The organism is Serratia sp. BNK-33-b (genome assembly GCF_048684565.1).
GTDB classification, from domain to species: domain Bacteria; phylum Pseudomonadota; class Gammaproteobacteria; order Enterobacterales; family Enterobacteriaceae; genus Serratia; species Serratia marcescens.
Genome location: NZ_JBLQTZ010000001.1, coordinates 190583 through 208666, shown reverse-complemented (window position 1 = coordinate 208666; position 18084 = coordinate 190583). Strand labels below are relative to the sequence as shown.

Here is an 18084-nt window from a genome sequence, read left to right as displayed (position 1 = left end):
CCTCAGGCTTTGTAAAAAGGCCTATCCCCCAGAATGGTCGCGCGGTGCATGATGCGCCGCTGCGGCAGATAATCCGCGTTGGCGTAGTGCTGCGTCACGCGGTTATCCCAGATCGCCACGTCATTTTCCTGCCATCGCCAGCGCACCTGAAACTCCGGTTTGGTGATGTGAGCAAACAGGAAGTTCAGCAAAGCGTCGCTCTCCTTCGGCGCCAGATCGACGATCCGCGTGGTGAACCCTTCATTGACGAACAGCGCCTGCCGGCCGCTGACCGGATGGGTACGCACCACCGGATGCAGCAGCGGCGGGTTTTTCTGCACCGCCAGTTGCCAGCGCTGATGCTCCTCTTCACTGCCGCGATGCTTGTACTCCGGGAACGACTTGGTGAAGTCATGCTCCGCGCGCAGCCCCGCGAGCAGCGTTCTGAACGGCGCCGACAGCGCCTCATAGGCGGCGATGCCGCTGGCCCACAGCGTATCGCCGCCGGTGGCAGGCAGCGTCTTGGCCGCCAGGATGGCTCCCAGCGGCGGGTTCTCGATAAAGGTCACGTCGGTGTGCCAGTTGTCGTTGTCCGGCGGGTTGTCGTCGTGGGTATCGAGCACGATGATCTCTTCCACGTCGGTGGCGTGCGGATAGACCGGATGGATATGCAGATCGCCGAAACGGCCGGCCAGATCGCGCTGCTGCAGCGGCGTGATCGGCTGATTGCGGAAGAACAGCACCTGATGCTTGAGCAGCGCATGATAAAGCTGTTCAAACTGACCGTCGCCCAACGGCCGGGCCAACTCGACGTTTTCCACCAGCGCCCCGATGTAAGGCCCCAGCGGGGTGATATTCAGACGTTCGTTCATTGCTGTACTCCATGCCACGGGGTCAGTCGGCGCTGCAGGGCGCGCAGCCCCAGCTCCAACCCAAATGCAATCACCGCAATCACGCCGATGCCGGCCAACACTACGTCGGTCGCCAAAAACTCACCGGCGGATTGCACCATAAATCCCAGGCCGCGCGTGGCGGCGATCAGTTCGGCGGCCACCAGCGTCGACCAGCCGACGCCCAGCCCGATGCGGATGCCGGTCAGGATCTCCGGCAGCGCACTCGGCAGCACCACGAAGCGCAGCACCTGCCAGCGCGTGGCGCCCAACGCGCGGGCGGCGCGCACCCGCACCTGCGCCACGCTGCGCACGCCGGCCACGGCGGACAGCGTCACCGGCGCGAAGATCGCCAGATAAATCAGCAAGATTTTCGAGGTCTCGCCGATGCCGAACCAAATCACCATCAGCGGCAGATAGGCCAGCGGCGGCACCGGGCGATAGATCTCAATCAGCGGATCGAGGATGCCGCGCACCGTGTCGTTCAGTCCCATGGCGATGCCCACCGGAATGCCGACAATCACCGCCGCCAGCAGCGCCACCAAAATGCGCCCCAGGCTGGCCGCCAGATGCTGCCATAGCGTGGCGTCCATAAAGCCTTGCGGGCTGGCAATGGTGATCAGTTGGTGCAGCACCTGCTGCGGCGCCGGCAAAAATAGCGGGCTGATCAGCTGCAGCGCCGTCACGCCCCACCACACCGCCAGCACCGTCAACAGCGTGGCGCCGCTCAACCAAACGTTGCGCGGCACGCTGAAACGGCGCGCCGCTTTGCCCTGCGGCTGGGCCGCGGCCTTCATAGTGGAATGCAGGCTCATAGCAAGGCCTCGCGCTGTTGGAAAACTTTGCCCAGCACGTATTCGCGCTGCGCGATAAATTCAGGATCGGACTTGATGGCGCGGCAGGCTTCGCCGTCGGCATAGCGCTGGCCGAAGTTCAGCGACAGCCGCTCCACCACCTGCCCCGGCCCCGGCGACAGCAGCAGCAGCTCGCTGGCGAGGAACACCGCCTCTTCGATATCGTGGGTGATCAGCAGTACCTGCTTGCCGGTATCACGCCATATGGTCAGCAGCAGCTCCTGCATTTGCTCGCGCGTGAACGCGTCCAGCGCGCCGAATGGCTCATCCAGCAACAGCAGACGCGGATCGGCGGCCAGGGCGCGGGCAATGCCGACGCGTTGGCGCATGCCGCCGGAAAGCTGCCAGATGAAGTGCTGTTCATAGCCCGCCAGCCCCACGCGCTGCAGCATCTGCCCCGCCACCTGGCGGCGCTGCGCCTTGCCGATGCCGGCCAGTTGCAGGCCGAACTCGACGTTGTCCACCACGTTGCGCCACGGCAGTAAGCCCTCATGCTGGAACACCACGCCCCGTTCGGCCCCCGGGCCGTGAACGGGCGTTCCATCCAGCGTGATGCTGCCAGCTGAAGGCTCGATAAACCCGGCGATCAAATTCAGCAGCGTGGTCTTGCCGCAGCCCGATGGGCCGAGCACCACCACCAGTTGCCCGGCGGCGATCTGGAACGACACGTCACGCAGCGCGGGCCGCCCCTGATACTCTGCTGAAAGATGATTGACGTTTAGCATCCTGCTTCCTTACGACTGCGGCGCAGCCTGCACCTGTTTCACAAAACGGTCGGTGACGTAAGCGCTGTAGTCGCTGTCGACCTGCGGGATCTTGCCCTGCTGCTTGAGGAATTCGGCGGTATCGCGGATTGCCTTGTCCACCGGCTGGCCGAGTTGGGCAACCTGATCGGCCACCGGCAGATAACGGTTCCCCTTAACCAGTTCAGGCACCTGCGCTTCCGGTACGCCGCTCAGGCGCGCCAGCGTGCTGAGATGGCTCGGATCTTTCAGCCACTGTTCCGGCGCCGCCAGGTAGGCCTTTTGCGCCTGCAGGGCGCTGGCGGCAAAGGCGGTCACTACGTCGGGATGTTTCTCGGCGAAGTCTTTGCGCACCACCCACACGTCCAGCGTCGGTGAACCCCATTCGCCCACCTGCGCGGAGTCGGTCAGCACCTTGCCCTGTTTGGCCAGTTCGTTGACCACCGGCGCCCAGACATAAGCGCCGTCGATGTCGCCGCGCTGCCAGGCGGCGGCGATGGCCGGCGGCTGCAGATTGAGGATCTTCACCTGTTCAGGCTTGATGCCCCAATGTTTGAGCGAGGCCAGCAGGCTGTAATGGGTGGTGGAAATAAACGGCACCGCAATGCGCTTGCCGATCAGATCCTGCGGGCTTTTGATGTCATTTTTCACCACCAGCGCTTCGGAGCTGCCGAGCTGCGAGGCGATGAGGAACACTTCGATGGGGAGTTTTTGGCTGGCGGCCACCGCCAGCGGGCTGGAGCCGATATTGCCGATCTGCACGTCGCCGGAGGCCAGCGCGCGCAGCACGCTGGAACCGCTGTCGAACTTACGCCAGTCGACGGTCGCGCCGGACTGTTTGGCGAAGCTGTTTTCCGCCTGCGCCACCTTGGCCGGCTCCGCCGACGTCTGGTACGCCACGGTCACGTCCACCGCGTAGGCGCTGGCCGCGCTGAGCGACAACGCCAGCAGCGCCGCGTTACGTAAAGAAAAGAGTTTGCCCGCCATGTTGCGCTCCGTTGATAAAAATCTGTTCAGTTGCTGACAGTTTTATCTGAGCGATGACGGGCGATAAAAGAATAAAAAAGTCTTCTTTATTACCTTAGGTAATATTAAAGCGGATCACAGCGCGATCGACCCGCGCAAGAACACGTGAGCGTAGCCGCCCAGCAGCGTGCGGTCCCCTTGCAGTTCGCAGAACAGCTCGCCGCCGCGCGCCGAAATCTGCCGGGCGTGCAACCGATGGCGGCCGAGACGCGCCGTCCAGTAAGGCATCAACGTGCAGTGCGCGGAGCCGGTGACCGGATCCTCACCGCCGTCGAGCGTGAAATAGCGCGAAACGAAGTCCACAGTGTCACCGGGCGCGGTGACGATGACCGCACGCCCGGCCAGCGCGATCAACGCGGGAATGTCCGGCCGCAGCGCGCGCACCTGCGCCTCGTTTTCAAGCACCACCAGCAGCGCTTTCGCCTGCCACACTTCCTGCGGCTGCACGCCCAACAGCGCCGCGAGGCCTGCCGGTTCGGCGACTTTCTGCGGCGGCCGGGCGGGGAAATCAAGTATCAGCCGCTCCCCGTCCTGCGCATCGCGCTTGACGAGCAGCTCGCCGCCGGCCGAACGGAAGCGAATATCTCGCAGCGCCGGGTTAACCGCGCTGAACATCACATGCGCCGCCGCCAGGGTGCCGTGGCCGCAAAGATCGACCTCGCGTTCCGGGGTAAACCAGCGGATGGCGGTCATATCGCCGTCATCCCAGACAAAGCTGGTTTCCGGCAGGCCGATCTCGTTGGCGATCGCCTGCAGCCGCTCCGCCGGCAGCGGCTGCGTCAGCAGGCAAACCCCGGCCGGGTTGCCGCGCAACCCTTCGCCGGTAAAGGCGACCACGTGATAATAGTTTTCCGCCATCGTTCCGCTCCTTAATGCCAAATCAGTAATACGCAGGCTGCCGTCAGCAGCCCCATGGAAACGTTGAAGATAACCCAGGCCTTTTTACTGCGCAGCAGGCGGCCGATCAGGGTGCCGAACGCCAGCCAGATAATGCCGGCGACGATGTTCACCGCCACAATGCCCAGCGCGATCGCCGCTATGGAACCGTTGTACTTATCGCCCGCCAGGCTGAAGCTCGCCACCGCGCCCAGCGCCATCAGCCAGGCTTTCGGGTTGAGGAACTGCAGCAGCCAGCCCTGATACAGCCGCACCGGCTGCGGCGGCGCCACGTCGGTTTCCAGCTTTTCATAGGCGGCGGTGGCGACTTTCCACGCCAGCCACAGCAGGTACAAACTGCCGAGGATTTTCAGGATCAGGTGCAGCGACGGGTAGATCAGGATCAGGCTGCCGACGCCGAACGCCACCAGCAGCAAAATGCTTTGCATGCCGAGCATGATGCCGACCATCAGCCACAGCGATCGCATAAAGCCAAAGTTAGCGCCGGAAGTGGTCAGCAGCAGATTATTGGGGCCAGGCGTGATGGCCGCGACCCACAGGAAGCCCAGCATCGAAAGGAATAAACTCGGTTCCATGGCACGGGTGCTCCTCACCCAAGGCGCTTTTTTGCAGTATCATTGTTAATTCTTGGTATTGAAGCTAACAGTGCGCTAGGGATCTCACAATAGCCGCCCACAACATTTTACTCAGCCTATGCCTAACACCTTTCGCCCTCTGACCGGGGCCAGTAACCCGCACCTGCAAACGCTGTTGCCGCGGCTGGTGCGCCGCCGCGTGTTATTGAAACCGCATTGGCAACGGCTGGAATTGCCCGACGGCGATTTCGTCGATCTCGCCTGGAGCGAGGATCCGGCGCAGGCGCGCGACAAACCGCGCGCGGTGCTGTTCCACGGCCTGGAGGGCAGCTTCTACAGCCCCTACGCGCATGGCCTGCTCAACGCCTGGCGCGATCGCGGCTGGCTGGGCGTGGTGATGCACTTTCGCGGCTGCAGCGGCGTGCCCAACCGCAAACAGCGCATCTATCACTCCGGCGAAACCGAAGACGCGCGCTTCTTTCTGCGCTGGCTGCGCGACCGCTACGGCGAAGTGCCAACCGCGGCGGTAGGCGTTTCGCTCGGCGGCAACATGCTGGCCTGCTATCTGGCGCAGCAAGGCGCCGACAGCCTGCTGCAGGCGGCGGTGGTGGTCTCGGCGCCGCTGATGCTGGAACCCTGCGCCTACCGCATGGAGCAAGGCTTCTCCCGCGTTTATCAGCGCTACCTGCTGGGGCAGCTGAAACAAAACGCCACCCGCAAGCTGTTGCACTATCCGGATACCCTGCCGCTCAAGCTGTCACAGCTGAACGGTTTGCGGCGCATCCGCGAGTTCGACGATGCCATCACTTCGCGCATTCACGGCTTCAGCGACGCCACCGACTATTATCGCCGCTGCAGCGCCCTGCCGCTGTTGCCGTCCATCCAGACGCCGCTGCTGATCATCCATGCGAAGGACGACCCTTTCATGACCCCTGAGGTGATCCCCGACGTCGCCGGCCTGCCGCGCAATATCGAATATCAGCTGACTGAGTTCGGCGGCCACGTCGGCTTCGTCGGCGGCACGCTGAAAAAACCGCACATGTGGCTGGAGCATCGCATTCCGGCCTGGCTTTCCCCTTATCTGGACATTCCGACGTGATTATTCCCTGGCAAGAACTGGCAACCGACACCCTGAACAGCCTGATCGAATCCTTTGTGCTGCGCGAAGGCACCGATTACGGCGAGCACGAACGATCGCTGGAGCAGAAGGTGGAGGACGTGCGCCGCCAGCTGAAAAACGGCGAAGTGGTGCTGGTGTGGTCGGAACTGCACGAGAGCGTCAACATCATGCCGCGCGGCCAGTTCCGCGCCGGGCAGGAAGAAATTTAGTGGTGCCCGCTTCTATGACTGACGGAAAAAATCAGGTAACAATGGGACATTGCAAACCAGCGCGCGCCATTTTTTCCTGACATAGAGAGCGTCAACAAGAGCCACAATAATCCCCTGACGCCGGCGCATTCAACACGGAGTGACAACCACCATGTCTGCCAAACATCCCGTTATCGCGGTGACCGGTTCCAGCGGCGCCGGCACCACCACCACCAGCGTGGCGTTCCGCAAAATCTTCCAGCAGCTCAACATTCGCGCCGCCGAGCTGGAGGGCGACAGCTTCCACCGCTATACCCGGCCGGAAATGGACGCGGCGATCCGCAAGGCGCGCGATCTGGGCAGACACATCAGCTATTTCGGCCCCGAGGCCAACGACTTCGGCCTGCTGCAGCAGAGCTTTATCGAGTACGGCAAAAACGGCACCGGCCGTTCGCGCAAGTACCTGCACACCTACGACGAAGCGGTGCCCTACAATCAGGTGCCGGGCACCTTCACCCCGTGGGAGCCGCTGCCGGCGCCGACCGACGTGCTGTTCTACGAGGGTCTGCACGGCGGCGTGGTCACCGAGCACCATGACGTGGCCAAACACGTCGATCTGCTGGTCGGCGTAGTGCCGATCGTCAACCTGGAGTGGATCCAGAAGCTGATCCGCGATACCGGCGAACGCGGCCACTCCCGCGAAGCAGTGATGGATTCGGTGGTGCGCTCGATGGAAGACTACATCAACTACATTACGCCGCAATTCTCGCGCACCCACATCAACTTCCAGCGCGTGCCGACGGTGGACACCTCCAACCCGTTCGCCGCCAAGGCCATTCCCTCACTGGATGAAAGCTTCGTGGTGATCCACTTCCGTGGCCTGGACCAGATCGACTTCCCCTACTTGCTGGCGATGCTGCAGGGCTCGTTTATCTCGCACATCAATACGTTAGTGGTGCCGGGCGGCAAAATGGGGCTGGCGATGGAGCTGATCATGGCGCCGCTGGTGCAGCGGCTGCTGGAAGGCAAGAAGATCGAATAAGCGCGTTGAGCGCGGCGCCGAGCCGCGCTCCGTCTAGATTACGCCGGCTGACGGATCTCGAAGCTGTGGGTCACCGTGGCGGCCTTGTTGAGCATCAGCGCCACCGAGCAGTACTTCTCCGCCGACAGGTTCACCGCTCGCTCAACGATTTTGTCGGTCAGATCCTGGCCGGTAACGATGAAGTGCAGGTTGATATGGGTGAACAACCGCGGGGCTTCTTCGCGGCGCTCGGAGGTCAGCTTCACCTCGCAGTCGCGCACGTCGTTGCGCCCTTTTTGCAGGATGGAGACCACGTCGATCGCGCTGCAGCCGCCCACCGACATCAGCACCATCTCCATCGGGCTGGGCGCTTTATCACCGGCGTTGCCGTCCATCAGCACCTGATGGCCGGAGGCCGATTCACCCAAAAACGTTAACCCTTCCACCCATTTAACTCTTGCCTGCATTCTGGTCACTCCGGTTGATTTCTTAAAATCAGAGTACGCTTTCGCATAGAAACAGGCAACGTAACCTGATGCTAATCATGCTGAAGCGAGACAACACGAGACACCCGCCTTACTCTGTGCTACAAACAGAGCCGCAATAAATCTTTCCGGGACACTGTATTTCAGGGAAACGCCCAGAGAAAGGCTCCTTTACCGGTATGTTAACAGAATGTAGCTTGCAGCGCTTACGGCAAGTTAATATGCTAGAGCGACAGCGTATTTTTATGACACGCCTCAAAACTTGCCGGTAGCCCTCGCTCATGACTGCGGCTACAGGCGGGTTTTACAGGGAACTCTGACCCCTGTGACACAAGGCAGCGATAACAACAGAGGATAACAGCGAATGGTTCTCGGCAAACCGCAAACAGACCCTACTCTCGAATGGTTCCTGTCTCATTGCCATATCCACAAATATCCATCGAAGAGTACGCTGATTCACCAAGGTGAAAAGGCCGAAACGCTTTACTACATCGTGAAAGGCTCCGTCGCGGTGCTGATCAAGGATGAAGAAGGTAAAGAGATGATCCTGTCCTACCTCAACCAGGGGGATTTCATCGGCGAGCTCGGATTGTTCGAAGAAGGCCAGGAGCGCAGCGCCTGGGTTCGCGCGAAAACCGCCTGTGAAGTGGCCGAAATTTCCTACAAGAAATTCCGCCAACTGATCCAGGTGAACCCGGACATCCTGATGCGTCTGTCCGCCCAAATGGCGAGCCGCCTGCAGGTCACCTCCGAAAAAGTGGGCAACCTCGCCTTCCTGGACGTGACCGGCCGCATCGCGCAAACCCTGCTGAATCTGGCGAAGCAACCCGACGCCATGACTCACCCGGACGGCATGCAGATCAAGATCACCCGTCAGGAGATCGGCCAGATCGTCGGCTGCTCGCGTGAAACCGTTGGCCGTATTCTGAAAATGCTGGAAGATCAAAACCTGATTTCCGCCCACGGCAAAACCATTGTCGTCTACGGCACCCGTTAATCTTCGAAGAAACGGCGCAATCTGCGCCGTTTTTTTATCTGCTCTCTGCCATGTGGCGCCGCCTGATCTACCACCCGGAAATCAACTACGCACTGCGACAAACGCTGGTGTTGTGCCTGCCGGTGCTGTTCGGCTTGTTGATAGGCCAGCTGCAGCTCGGCCTGATGTTCTCTCTGGTGCCCGCCTGCTGCAATATCGCCGGTCTGGACACGCCGCATAAGCGCTTCTTTAAACGGCTGATCGTCGGCGGCTCGCTGTTCGCCTTCAGCAGCGTGCTGTTGCAACAGGCGCTGCTGTGGCACGTGCCGCTGCCGGCGCTGATGCTGGGCCTGGCGCTGCTGCTCGGCGTCACCGGTGAAATCAGCCCGCTGCACGCCCGGCTGTTGCCGGCGGCGCTGGTGGCCGCCATTTTCGCCCTCAGCACGGCCGGCACGGTACCTCTCTGGCAGGCGCCGCTGCTGTACGCGATCGGCACCGTCTGGTACGGCTTATTCACCTGGTTCTGGTTCAAGCTGTGGAAAGAGCAGCCGATGCGCGAGACGCTGAGCCAGCTCTACCTGGAGCTGGCGGACTATTTCGAAGCCAAATACTCGTTGCTGACCCAGCACACCGATCCGCAAACCGCGCTGCCGCCGCTGCTGGTACGCCAACAAAAGGTGATGGATCTGATCAGCCTTTTGTACCAACAGCTCAATTTCCTGCCGCACGCCAACAACCTCGAACAAAAGCGCCTGCAGCGCGCCTTTCAGGTGGCGATGGATCTGCAGGAGCACATCACCGTCAGCCTGCATTTGCCGGAGGAAGTACAAAAACTGGTGGAGCAGAGCCAGGCCGAAGCGATCATTCGCCGCAATGCACTGGTGATCGCCGGCCGGCTGCGCGTGGTGGCGCACGATATCCTCTACCATCAGCATTCGAAGCGCTTCTCCATGAGCCACGAACTGGCGGCGCTGGAAAAAATGGCGGCGCAGCATCCCGATAACCCGGTCGGCCAGTTTTGTTATTACCACTTCAGCCGCATCGCCCGCCTGCTGCGCACCCAGCATCCGCTGTACCGCCGCGACCTGATGCCCGGCCAGCACCGCCTGCCGTTTTGGCCGGCGCTGGCCAGCTATCTGTCGTTCAAATCCACCGCCCTGCGCAACGCCGCGCGGCTGGGGGTGACGCTGGCGGTCGGCAGCAGCCTGGGTGCGGTCTTCAACCTGCCGAAGCCATACTGGATCCTGCTCACCATCATGCTGGTGAGCCAAAACGGGTATAACGCCACCCGGGTGCGTATTCAGCACCGTGCGCTGGGCACGATTGCCGGACTGTTGCTGGCGACCGGGCTGTTGCAGCTGCAGCTGCCGGAAGGAGAAACGCTGAGCATCATGCTGGTGATCACGCTGTTGGCCTACCTGGTTTCGCGCAAGAACTACGGGCTGTCGGTGATTGGCTTTACGGTCACGGCGGTTTACACCCTGCAACTGCTGGCGCTGAACGGCTCGCATTTTCTGGTACCGCGCCTGATCGATACGCTGATAGGCTGCGTGCTGGCGTTCGGCGGCACCATTTGGCTGTGGCCGCAGTGGCAAAGCGGGCTGCTGCGCAAGAATGCCCATCAGGCGCTGGAAAACGATCAAGCCGCGCTGCGGCTGATGCTGAAGCAACCGGAACCGGACGCCACCGCATTGGCCTATACCCGCATGCAGGTCAACCAGGCGCACAACGCGCTGTTCACCTCACTCAATCAGGCGATGCAGGAACCGGGGTTCGCGTCGAATTATCTGGCGGACATGCGGCTGTGGGTCACTCACAGCCAGTTCATCGTCGAACACCTGAACGCCATGACCATTCTGGCGCGCGAGCACTACATGCTGACGCCGAAACTGGCGGAAGCCTATCTGCAAACCTGTGAAATCGCGCTGCAAAGCTGCCAGCAGCGGTTGGAATACGACGGCCCGAGCAGCGGCAACAGCGGCATCATGCAGCCACCGGATCTGCATCCGGAGATGCCCGTCACCGAGATGGAACGTCATTTGCGCCGCATCCTGTCGCACCTGAACGTGATGCATACCATTTCGTCGCTGGCCTGGCGCCAGCGCCCACACCACGGCATCTGGCTCAAGCGCAAACTGCGCGATCAATAAGGGCGCGGCATGCCGCGCCCCGTCATGCGCCGCACGGGCTTCAGGCGTTGATCACATCCTGCACCGCCAGCTCGAACAGCGCCATGCCGGCCTCGATATCCTGCAGCTCCACCACCAGCGACGGCGCAAAACGGATCACGTTCGGCCCGGCGTTGAGGATCATCAGCCCACGCGCGGCGGCGGCGGTGAGGAAATCGCGCGCTCTGCCGTGATAATGCGGCGTCAGCTCGGCGCCGATCAGTAACCCCATGCCGCGAATGGCGGTGAAAATACCGTATTTATCGCCGATATCCTGCAAAACCTGCACATACAGCGCGTGGCGCTGTTCGATGCCGCTCAGCACTTCCGGCGTATTGATCACATCCAACGCCGCCTCCGCCACCGCGCAGGCCAGCGGGTTGCCGCCGTAGGTGGTGCCATGAGTGCCCACCTGCATCACCGACGCAATCTCTTCGGTGGTCAGCATGGCGCTGACTGGGAAACCGCCGCCCAACGCCTTGGCGGTGGTGAGAATGTCCGGCGTCACGCCATAATGCATATAGGCGAACAGCTTGCCGCTGCGCCCCATGCCGCTTTGCACTTCGTCGAACACCAGCAGCGCCTGATGTTGGTCGCACAGCTCGCGCACGCCTTTGAGGAAGCCGGCGTCGACCGGCGTAATGCCGCCCTCGCCCTGAATCGGCTCCATTACCACCGCGCAGGTATGGTCGTCCATCACCGCTTTCACCGCCGCCAGATCGTTGAACGGCACGTGTACGATGTCGGCCGGCTTCGGCCCGAACCCGTCGGAGTATTTGGCCTGCCCGCCCACCGACACGGTGAACAGCGTGCGGCCGTGGAACGCGTTATAGAAGGCGATGATTTTGGTTTTGTACGGGCTGTGGCGGGTGATGGCGTAATGACGCGCCAGTTTAAACGCCGCTTCGTTGGCCTCTGCGCCGGAGTTGGCGAAGAACACCCGGTCGGCAAAGGTGGCGTCGATCAGTTTGCTCGCCAGGCGCAGCGCCGGTTCATTAGTGAAGACATTGCTGGTATGCCACAGAGTCTCGCCCTGACGCTTGAGCGCCTCGACCAGCGCCGGATGGCAGTGCCCCAGCGCCGTCACCGCGATGCCGCCGGAAAAATCGATGTACTCTTTTCCCTGCTGATCCCAGACTCGGCTGCCTTGGCCGCGCACCGGCACAAACTGGGCCGGTGCATAAACAGGCAGGATCACCTGGTCAAAGGTGCTGCGGCTCACTGCGGATTTTTCAGTCATTTTCGGCTCCACCCTGAAGGTTTTTCAGCGCTATCGTAATATTAGATTGAAAACATAATCACGAAATATGCATAAAAAACCAATCAAGCGCAAACGCAAAACGCCTGACGAGCGAAAAAAACGCATCGGGATTAACGGTTGAGGAAGTTATCCAGCAGCTGATGGCCCTGCTCGCTGAGCACGCTTTCCGGATGGAACTGCACGCCTTCCAACGCCAGCGTGCGGTGGCGGATGCCCATGATCTCGTCGCGCACGCCGTCGCGTTCGCTCCAGGCGGTCACTTCAAAACAGTCCGGCAGCGTATCGGCTTTCAGCACCAGCGAGTGATAGCGGGTCACGGTCAGCGGATCGTTCAGGCCGCGAAACACGCCGACGCCCAGATGGCGAATGGCCGAAGTTTTGCCGTGCATCACCGCGCGGGCGCGCACCACCTCGGCGCCGAACGCCTGCCCCAGCGCCTGGTGCCCCAGGCACACGCCGAGGATCGGCAGTTTGCCGGCGAAATGACGAATAGCGGCCAGCGAGATGCCCGCTTCGTTCGGGGTGCAGGGGCCAGGGGAAATCACCAGATGCTGCGGCGCCAGCCGCTCGATATCGGCCAGCTGCAGCTCATCGTTGCGCTTCACCATCACCTCGGCGCCCAATTCGCAGAAGTACTGGTAAAGGTTATAGGTAAAGGAGTCGTAGTTATCGATCAGCAGCAGCATGTTAGGTCCGGCAGAGAAAAATGCCGCCACAGTGTACTGATTTAACCCGCCGCTGCCGACGATAATTTCCGCTTACTTTTTACGGCCGCCGGTGATCGACCCTAGCACGCCGCGCAGGATCTGGCGGCCGAGATCGCGCGCCATGCTCTTGGCGGCGGTCTGGACGATGCCGTCGCGTTTGCCGCCGCGCGGGCCGGTGGAACCGAACAGCAGTTCGTTCAAACCGTCCATCAGGCCGCCGCCCGTCTGTTGCTGCGCTTGCGCCTGCGGTTGCTGCCCCTGCTGCGCAGTGCCGACGGTGGCGAAACCGCCCGACGACAGCTTCTCGTAGGCGGACTCGCGGTCGATCATGTCTTCATAGCGGCCATACAGCGGCGACTTGTTGATCGCGCTGTTCAGCCCTTCCGCGCCGAGCATGCCCATCTTGGATTCCGGCGCGATCACCATCGCCCGCTCCACCACGTTCGGCCGGCCCTTCTCGTCGAGGAACGACACCAGCGCTTCGCCCACGCCCAGCTCGGTGATCGCCGTTTCGGCATCGAAGGCCGGGTTGGCGCGCAGGGTTTGCGCCGCCGTCTTCACCGCCTTCTGATCGCGCGGGGTAAAGGCGCGCAGCGCATGTTGCACGCGGTTGCCCAACTGGCCCAGCACGCTGTCCGGGATGTCCAGCGGGTTCTGGGTGACGAAGTAAATGCCGACGCCTTTCGAGCGGATCAGGCGCACCACCTGTTCAATCTTGGTCAGCAGCGCCGCCGGCGCATCGTTGAACAGCAGGTGCGCCTCATCGAAGAAGAACACCAGCTTCGGCTGTTCAGGGTCGCCCACTTCCGGCAGGTGCTCAAACAGCTCGGCCAGCAGCCACAGCAGGAACACCGAATACAGCTTCGGCTGATTGATCAGCTTGTCCGCCGCCAGCAGATTAATCACGCCGTGGCCGTTGGCGTCGGTTTTCATCAGATCGTTGATGTCCAGCATCGGCTCGCCGAAGAACTGGTTGGCCCCCTGTTCTTCCAGCGTCAACAATCCGCGCTGAATGGCGCCGATAGAGGCGGCAGAGATATTGCCGTACTGGGTTTGGAATTGTTTGGCGTTGTCGCCGACGAACTGCACCATGGCGCGCAGATCCTTCATGTCCAGCAACAGCAGCGCGTTGTCATCGGCGATTTTGAACACCAGCTGCAGCACGCCGCTTTGCACCTCGTTCAGATCCAATAGTCGCCCCAACAGCAGCGGCCCGAGATCGGAAATCGTGGCGCGGATCGGGTGGCCCTTTTCGCCGTAAATATCCCACGGGATAATGGTGCAGGCCTGCGGCTGCCAGTCGGTGACGCCAATCGCCGCCAGACGCGCCTGCAGTTTCTCGGAAGGCGCGCCCTCAGCGCCAATGCCGGACAGATCGCCCTTCACGTCCGACAGGAACACCGGCACGCCGATGCGCGAGAACTGCTCGGCCATTTTCTGCAGCGTCACCGTCTTGCCGGTGCCGGTTGCCCCGGTGATCAGCCCGTGGCGGTTGGCCAACGCAGGCAAAATCACCAGCTCCTGCTCCGGTTTTCCGTCTTTCATCGCTTTGGCGATAATCCGTGGTTCACTCATTTTCGGTTCCTTTGACGCTGACGCGGCGCAAAACGCGCCTGTTGATGCAATAAAGCTATAAGCGCCGCGTAACCCCGTCAAGGACAAACAAAAAGGGCGCCGTCGGGACGCCCATGATGCCTGTCTTTTCAGAATCCCCCTAAGATCTGCGTCACCCCCGCAGCCCCAGTTGCTCCTTCAGCGCCTTCAAATAGCGCCGGCTGACCGGCACTGGATCGCCGGCCGACATGATCATCTCCGCCGCGCCGCCCTCTTCGAAGCGGATCTCGCGCACCAGCTCCAGGTTGACCAGATACTGCCGATGGCAGCGCACCAGCGGCGTACGGCTTTCCAGCGTGCGCAGCGTCAATTCGGTGAAACACTCCATGCCGTCGCTGCGCACCACGAATACCCCGCTCAGCTTGGAACGGATCGCCAGCACTTCATCGAACCGCAGCAGATAGATGCGGCTGTGGCCGGTGCAGGGAATGTATTTCAGGTAACCGGCGCTCTCATCCAGCGCCGTCACATCCTGCGGCGCACTGCGCTGCCGCAGGCGTTGCAGCGTCTTGCTCAACCGCATCGGCTCCGCCGGCTTCAGCAGATAGTCGAAGGCGTGCTCCTCGAATGCCTGTACAGCGTATTCGTCGTAGGCGGTCAGAAACACGATGTGCGGCATCCGGTTGGGATCCAGCATGCCGACCATTTCCAGCCCGCTGATGCGTGGCATCTGGATATCGAGAAACACCACGTCCGGCTGCAGCCGGTGGATCTGGCTGATGGCTTCGATGGCGTTGGCGCACTCGCCGATAATCGAGATCCCCGCTTCAGCTTCCAGCAGGTGGCGCAGGTTGTCGCGCGCGGAAGGTTCATCGTCAACAATCAGTGCATTTAACATCAGGCGGCCCTCTCCATAGGGACATTAAGCGTAATGCGGGTGTAGGCATCCGGCCGGCAATCCACCTGCACGCCATAGCCTTCGCCGTAGCGCACGCGAATGCGTTTATCCACCAGGTTCATGCCCAGGCCGCTGCCGTCCGGTTTCGGCTGGAACAGCCCGGCGTTGTCCGTCACCTGCAACAGCAGATGCTCGCCTTCGCAGCAGGCGCCGATTTCGATGCGGCCCACGCCCAACAGATGCGAGGTGCCATGCTTGATGGCATTCTCGACGATCGGCTGCAGCGAAAACGCCGGCAGCCGCGCCGCCAACAGCGCCTCCGGCAACGATACCGCGATCTCCAGCCGATCGGCGAAGCGCGCTTTCTCTATCTGCAGGTAGGCGTTCACATGTTCAATTTCGTCCGCCAGGCTGACTTCGTCATCCGAGCGTTTGAGATTTTTACGAAAGAAGGTCGAGAGGGACTGCACCAGATCGCAGGCGCGCTCGCCATCGCGGCGGATCACCGCTACCAGGGTATTCAAGGCATTGAACAGGAAATGCGGATTGACCTGCGCATGCAGCAGCTTGATCTCCGACTGCGCCAGCAGTTGCTTGTGGCGCTCGTACTGTCCGGCCATGATCTGCGCCGACAGCAGGCTGGCGATGCCTTCGCCCAGCGTACGGTTGATGGTGCTGAACAGCTGGCTTTTCGGTTCATACAGCTTGATGGTGCCGATGACCCGCTGGTTTTCGCCGCGCAGCGGGATCACCAGCGTCGATCCCAGCTTGCAGGCCGGATTGATCGAGCAGCAGTAAGAGAGCTGATTGCCGTCGGCGTACACCACCTCGTTGTTGTCGATGGCGCGATGCGAATGCACCGAGGCGATCGGCGTGCCCGGCAGGTGGTGATCGTCGCCGATGCCGATAAACGCCAGCAGCTTGTCGCGATCGGTGATCGCCACCGCGCCGATGCCCAGCTCCTGATAAATCACCCGAGCAACCTTCATGCTGTTTTCCTGATCGAAGCCCTGCCGCAGGATGCCCTCGGTGCGCTCGGCGATCTTCAGCGCCTTGGAAGAGAAAGCGCTGGTGTATTTCTCGAACATCGCGCGCCGATCCAGCAGGATTTGCATAAACATCGCCGCGCCGACGGTATTGGCGATCATCATCGGCAGCGCGATGTGTTCCACCAGCTGCAACGCCTCGTTATAAGGGCGCGCCACCGCCAGAATGATCGCCATCTGCAGCACTTCCGCCACCAGCGCCACGCCGCCGACGAACAGCGGATTGAACAGCAGCTCGATGCGCCCCCGGCGCATGGCGATGCTGTGCACGATGCCGCCGACCAGCCCCTCGGACACCGTGGAGATCGCACAGGCAACGTCGGTCATGCCGCCGAGCGTATACCGGTGCAAGCCGCCGGTCAGCCCGACTAGAAAGCCCACGGACGGCCCGCCCAGCAGCCCGCCCAGGACCGCGCCTATCGCGCGGGTGTTGGCGATCGAATCCTGAATATGCAGCCCGAAGTAGGTGCCCATGATGCAAAACACCGAGAAGATCACGTAGCACAGCAGCTTGTGCGGCAAGCGAATGGTCACCTGCATCAGCGGAATGAACAGCGGGGTTTTGCTCAGCAGATAGGCGATAACGAGATAGACGCACATCTGCTGCAACAGCAACAGTACCTGGTTAAATTCATACATGGCAGTAACTCATCCAGAGACAACAAAGGGCGAACGCCGGATTTCCGGTCTGGTTATTGTCTGCCAATTAGAGCATGGGGCGCGGGAGAAAACAGTGATGAAGGCAAGGCTTCGGGAGGAAGGACGGCCGACCCCGACGGGATCGGCCAAAAAATTTACGGCAGCACCTTGGCCGACAGAATCACCACCGGTTTGGTCGGCACATTCTGGTAAGGGCCGACGTTGCCAGTCGGCACCTGAGCGATCTTGTCCACCACGTCCATGCCTTTCACCACTTTGCCGAACACCGCGTAGCCGAAGTCGCGCTGGCCGTGATCCAGGAAGGCGTTATCCGCCACGTTCAGGAAGAACTGGCTGGTGGCGCTGTCCTTGTCGGCGGTGCGCGCCATCGAGATGGTGCCGCGCAGGTTGCGCAGGCCGTTGTCGGCTTCGTTCTTGATTGGCGCCTTGGTGGATTTTTGCTGCATGTCAGCGGTGAAACCGCCGCCCTGGATCATGAAGCCCGGGATCACGCGGTGGAAAATGGTGTTGTTGTAATACCCGCTGTTCACGTAATCGACGAAGTTCTGGGTGGAAACCGGTGCCTTCTGGCTGTCGAGCGCCAATTCGATATTCCCCGCCGAGGTCGTCAGCATGACGTGGGTCTCACCGGCGGCGAGTGCGGCTGGTGCCACTGCGGACAGGGAACACAGCGCGACGAAGGTCACTAAAGTACGTTTGAACATTAACGGGTCCTTTCTCTGAGAGACAAACAACGGAAAAGCGCTTTGATTCTAAAGAGCTGTATCGGCAAGTGCCAGCCATTTACCTATATTTACCCAATTACGGGACATATCCTAGGCGGCCCTGAATTTTGCTGCGGAAAGTATGGGCGCAGAAGGCTTTTTTGCCAACCGCATCACGCATTTTTTGCCCCGTGCCGCCCCGGGGCGGTTTTTGCGATCTGCCTCCCAGTTTGCACACGCATTGTCGTTACTCTATATAAATGAGAGCGCTCTCATTATAAAAAGAACGGATACTGAAGCATCCCACGGCGGCGTCGCCGCGCAACCCCTGG

18 protein-coding genes are annotated in these 18084 nt (G+C 61.3%); 5 read left to right on the top strand and 13 right to left on the bottom strand.

From position 1 onward, the window contains the following. Positions 1 to 2 precede the first annotated feature (2 nt). The 6 genes from tauD to ACMGGK_RS00890 form a co-directional block, all read right to left on the bottom strand. Positions 3 to 851, bottom strand: a complete 849-nt coding sequence (gene tauD, locus ACMGGK_RS00915) for a taurine dioxygenase (RefSeq protein ID WP_049300703.1) — start codon at positions 849 to 851, stop codon at positions 3 to 5. Next, positions 848 to 1684 (bottom strand): taurine ABC transporter permease TauC, encoded by an 837-nt coding sequence (tauC, locus tag ACMGGK_RS00910; RefSeq protein ID WP_028128297.1) that lies wholly within the window; start codon positions 1682 to 1684, stop codon positions 848 to 850. The genes tauD and tauC overlap by 4 nt, the downstream gene beginning before the upstream one ends. Further along, positions 1681 to 2448 carry a taurine ABC transporter ATP-binding subunit gene (gene tauB, locus ACMGGK_RS00905; protein ID WP_143778639.1) on the bottom strand — a complete coding sequence of 256 codons (768 nt, stop codon included), beginning with the start codon at positions 2446 to 2448 and terminating at the stop codon, positions 1681 to 1683. The genes tauC and tauB overlap by 4 nt, the downstream gene beginning before the upstream one ends. Positions 2449 to 2457: 9 nt before the next feature. Beyond that, complete coding sequence (gene tauA / locus ACMGGK_RS00900) at positions 2458 to 3453, bottom strand: taurine ABC transporter substrate-binding protein (RefSeq protein ID WP_004930383.1); 996 nt, start codon at positions 3451 to 3453, stop codon at positions 2458 to 2460. Positions 3454 to 3567: 114 nt separating this feature from the next. Beyond that, on the bottom strand, positions 3568 to 4350 hold the full coding sequence (locus ACMGGK_RS00895; RefSeq protein WP_143778638.1) for a PhzF family phenazine biosynthesis protein: 783 nt from the start codon (positions 4348 to 4350) through the stop codon (positions 3568 to 3570). Between the two features lie 11 nt (positions 4351 to 4361). Beyond that, the gene (locus ACMGGK_RS00890; protein WP_033639232.1) at positions 4362 to 4964 is read right to left on the bottom strand and encodes a LysE family translocator; all 603 of its coding nucleotides are present in this window, start codon (positions 4962 to 4964) and stop codon (positions 4362 to 4364) included. Positions 4965 to 5082: 118 nt separating this feature from the next. On the opposite strand from ACMGGK_RS00890, the gene ACMGGK_RS00885 reads away from it, so the two are divergent. From ACMGGK_RS00885 to ACMGGK_RS00875, 3 genes are all read left to right on the top strand, one after another. Next, positions 5083 to 6063 carry a hydrolase gene (locus ACMGGK_RS00885; RefSeq protein WP_016930342.1) on the top strand — a complete coding sequence of 327 codons (981 nt, stop codon included), beginning with the start codon at positions 5083 to 5085 and terminating at the stop codon, positions 6061 to 6063. Then, on the top strand, positions 6060 to 6293 hold the full coding sequence (locus ACMGGK_RS00880) for a YheU family protein (RefSeq protein WP_004930376.1): 234 nt from the start codon (positions 6060 to 6062) through the stop codon (positions 6291 to 6293). The genes ACMGGK_RS00885 and ACMGGK_RS00880 overlap by 4 nt, the downstream gene beginning before the upstream one ends. Positions 6294 to 6444: 151 nt before the next feature. Next, entirely contained in the window at positions 6445 to 7314 is an 870-nt protein-coding gene (locus ACMGGK_RS00875; RefSeq protein WP_016930343.1) for a phosphoribulokinase, read from the top strand. Between the two features lie 38 nt (positions 7315 to 7352). On the opposite strand, the gene ACMGGK_RS00870 is transcribed toward ACMGGK_RS00875, so the two are convergent. Then, entirely contained in the window at positions 7353 to 7760 is a 408-nt protein-coding gene (locus ACMGGK_RS00870) for an OsmC family protein (RefSeq protein WP_004930372.1), read from the bottom strand. 382 nt (positions 7761 to 8142) lie between these two features. Here ACMGGK_RS00870 and crp point away from each other — a divergent pair, with 382 nt between their 5' ends. Next, complete coding sequence (crp, locus tag ACMGGK_RS00865; RefSeq protein WP_004090925.1) at positions 8143 to 8775, top strand: cAMP-activated global transcriptional regulator CRP; 633 nt, start codon at positions 8143 to 8145, stop codon at positions 8773 to 8775. 50 nt (positions 8776 to 8825) lie between these two features. Continuing rightward, the gene (locus tag ACMGGK_RS00860; protein ID WP_420276620.1) at positions 8826 to 10904 is read left to right on the top strand and encodes a YccS/YhfK family putative transporter; all 2079 of its coding nucleotides are present in this window, start codon (positions 8826 to 8828) and stop codon (positions 10902 to 10904) included. Positions 10905 to 10944: 40 nt separating this feature from the next. Here the strand turns inward: ACMGGK_RS00860 and argD are convergent, their stop codons facing one another. The 6 genes from argD to ppiA all read right to left on the bottom strand — a co-directional run bounded on the left by argD (position 10945) and on the right by ppiA (position 17752). Next, complete coding sequence (gene argD, locus ACMGGK_RS00855; RefSeq protein ID WP_049300709.1) at positions 10945 to 12162, bottom strand: bifunctional acetylornithine/succinyldiaminopimelate transaminase; 1218 nt, start codon at positions 12160 to 12162, stop codon at positions 10945 to 10947. 131 nt (positions 12163 to 12293) lie between these two features. Beyond that, a complete protein-coding gene (locus ACMGGK_RS00850; protein ID WP_016930347.1) occupies positions 12294 to 12869 on the bottom strand; it encodes an aminodeoxychorismate synthase component II in 576 nt (191 codons plus the stop codon). A 72-nt stretch (positions 12870 to 12941) separates the two neighbouring features. Next, positions 12942 to 14465, bottom strand: coding sequence for a helicase HerA-like domain-containing protein (locus ACMGGK_RS00845; RefSeq protein ID WP_164053170.1), 1524 nt, complete (start codon positions 14463 to 14465; stop codon positions 12942 to 12944). A 151-nt stretch (positions 14466 to 14616) separates the two neighbouring features. Continuing rightward, complete coding sequence (gene btsR / locus ACMGGK_RS00840) at positions 14617 to 15342, bottom strand: two-component system response regulator BtsR (protein ID WP_164053178.1); 726 nt, start codon at positions 15340 to 15342, stop codon at positions 14617 to 14619. Further along, the gene (locus ACMGGK_RS00835) at positions 15342 to 17027 is read right to left on the bottom strand and encodes a sensor histidine kinase (RefSeq protein ID WP_016930350.1); all 1686 of its coding nucleotides are present in this window, start codon (positions 17025 to 17027) and stop codon (positions 15342 to 15344) included. The genes btsR and ACMGGK_RS00835 overlap by 1 nt, the downstream gene beginning before the upstream one ends. 155 nt (positions 17028 to 17182) lie before the next feature. Beyond that, entirely contained in the window at positions 17183 to 17752 is a 570-nt protein-coding gene (gene ppiA, locus ACMGGK_RS00830) for a peptidylprolyl isomerase A (RefSeq protein WP_015379288.1), read from the bottom strand. Positions 17753 to 18084: the final 332 nt, after the last annotated feature.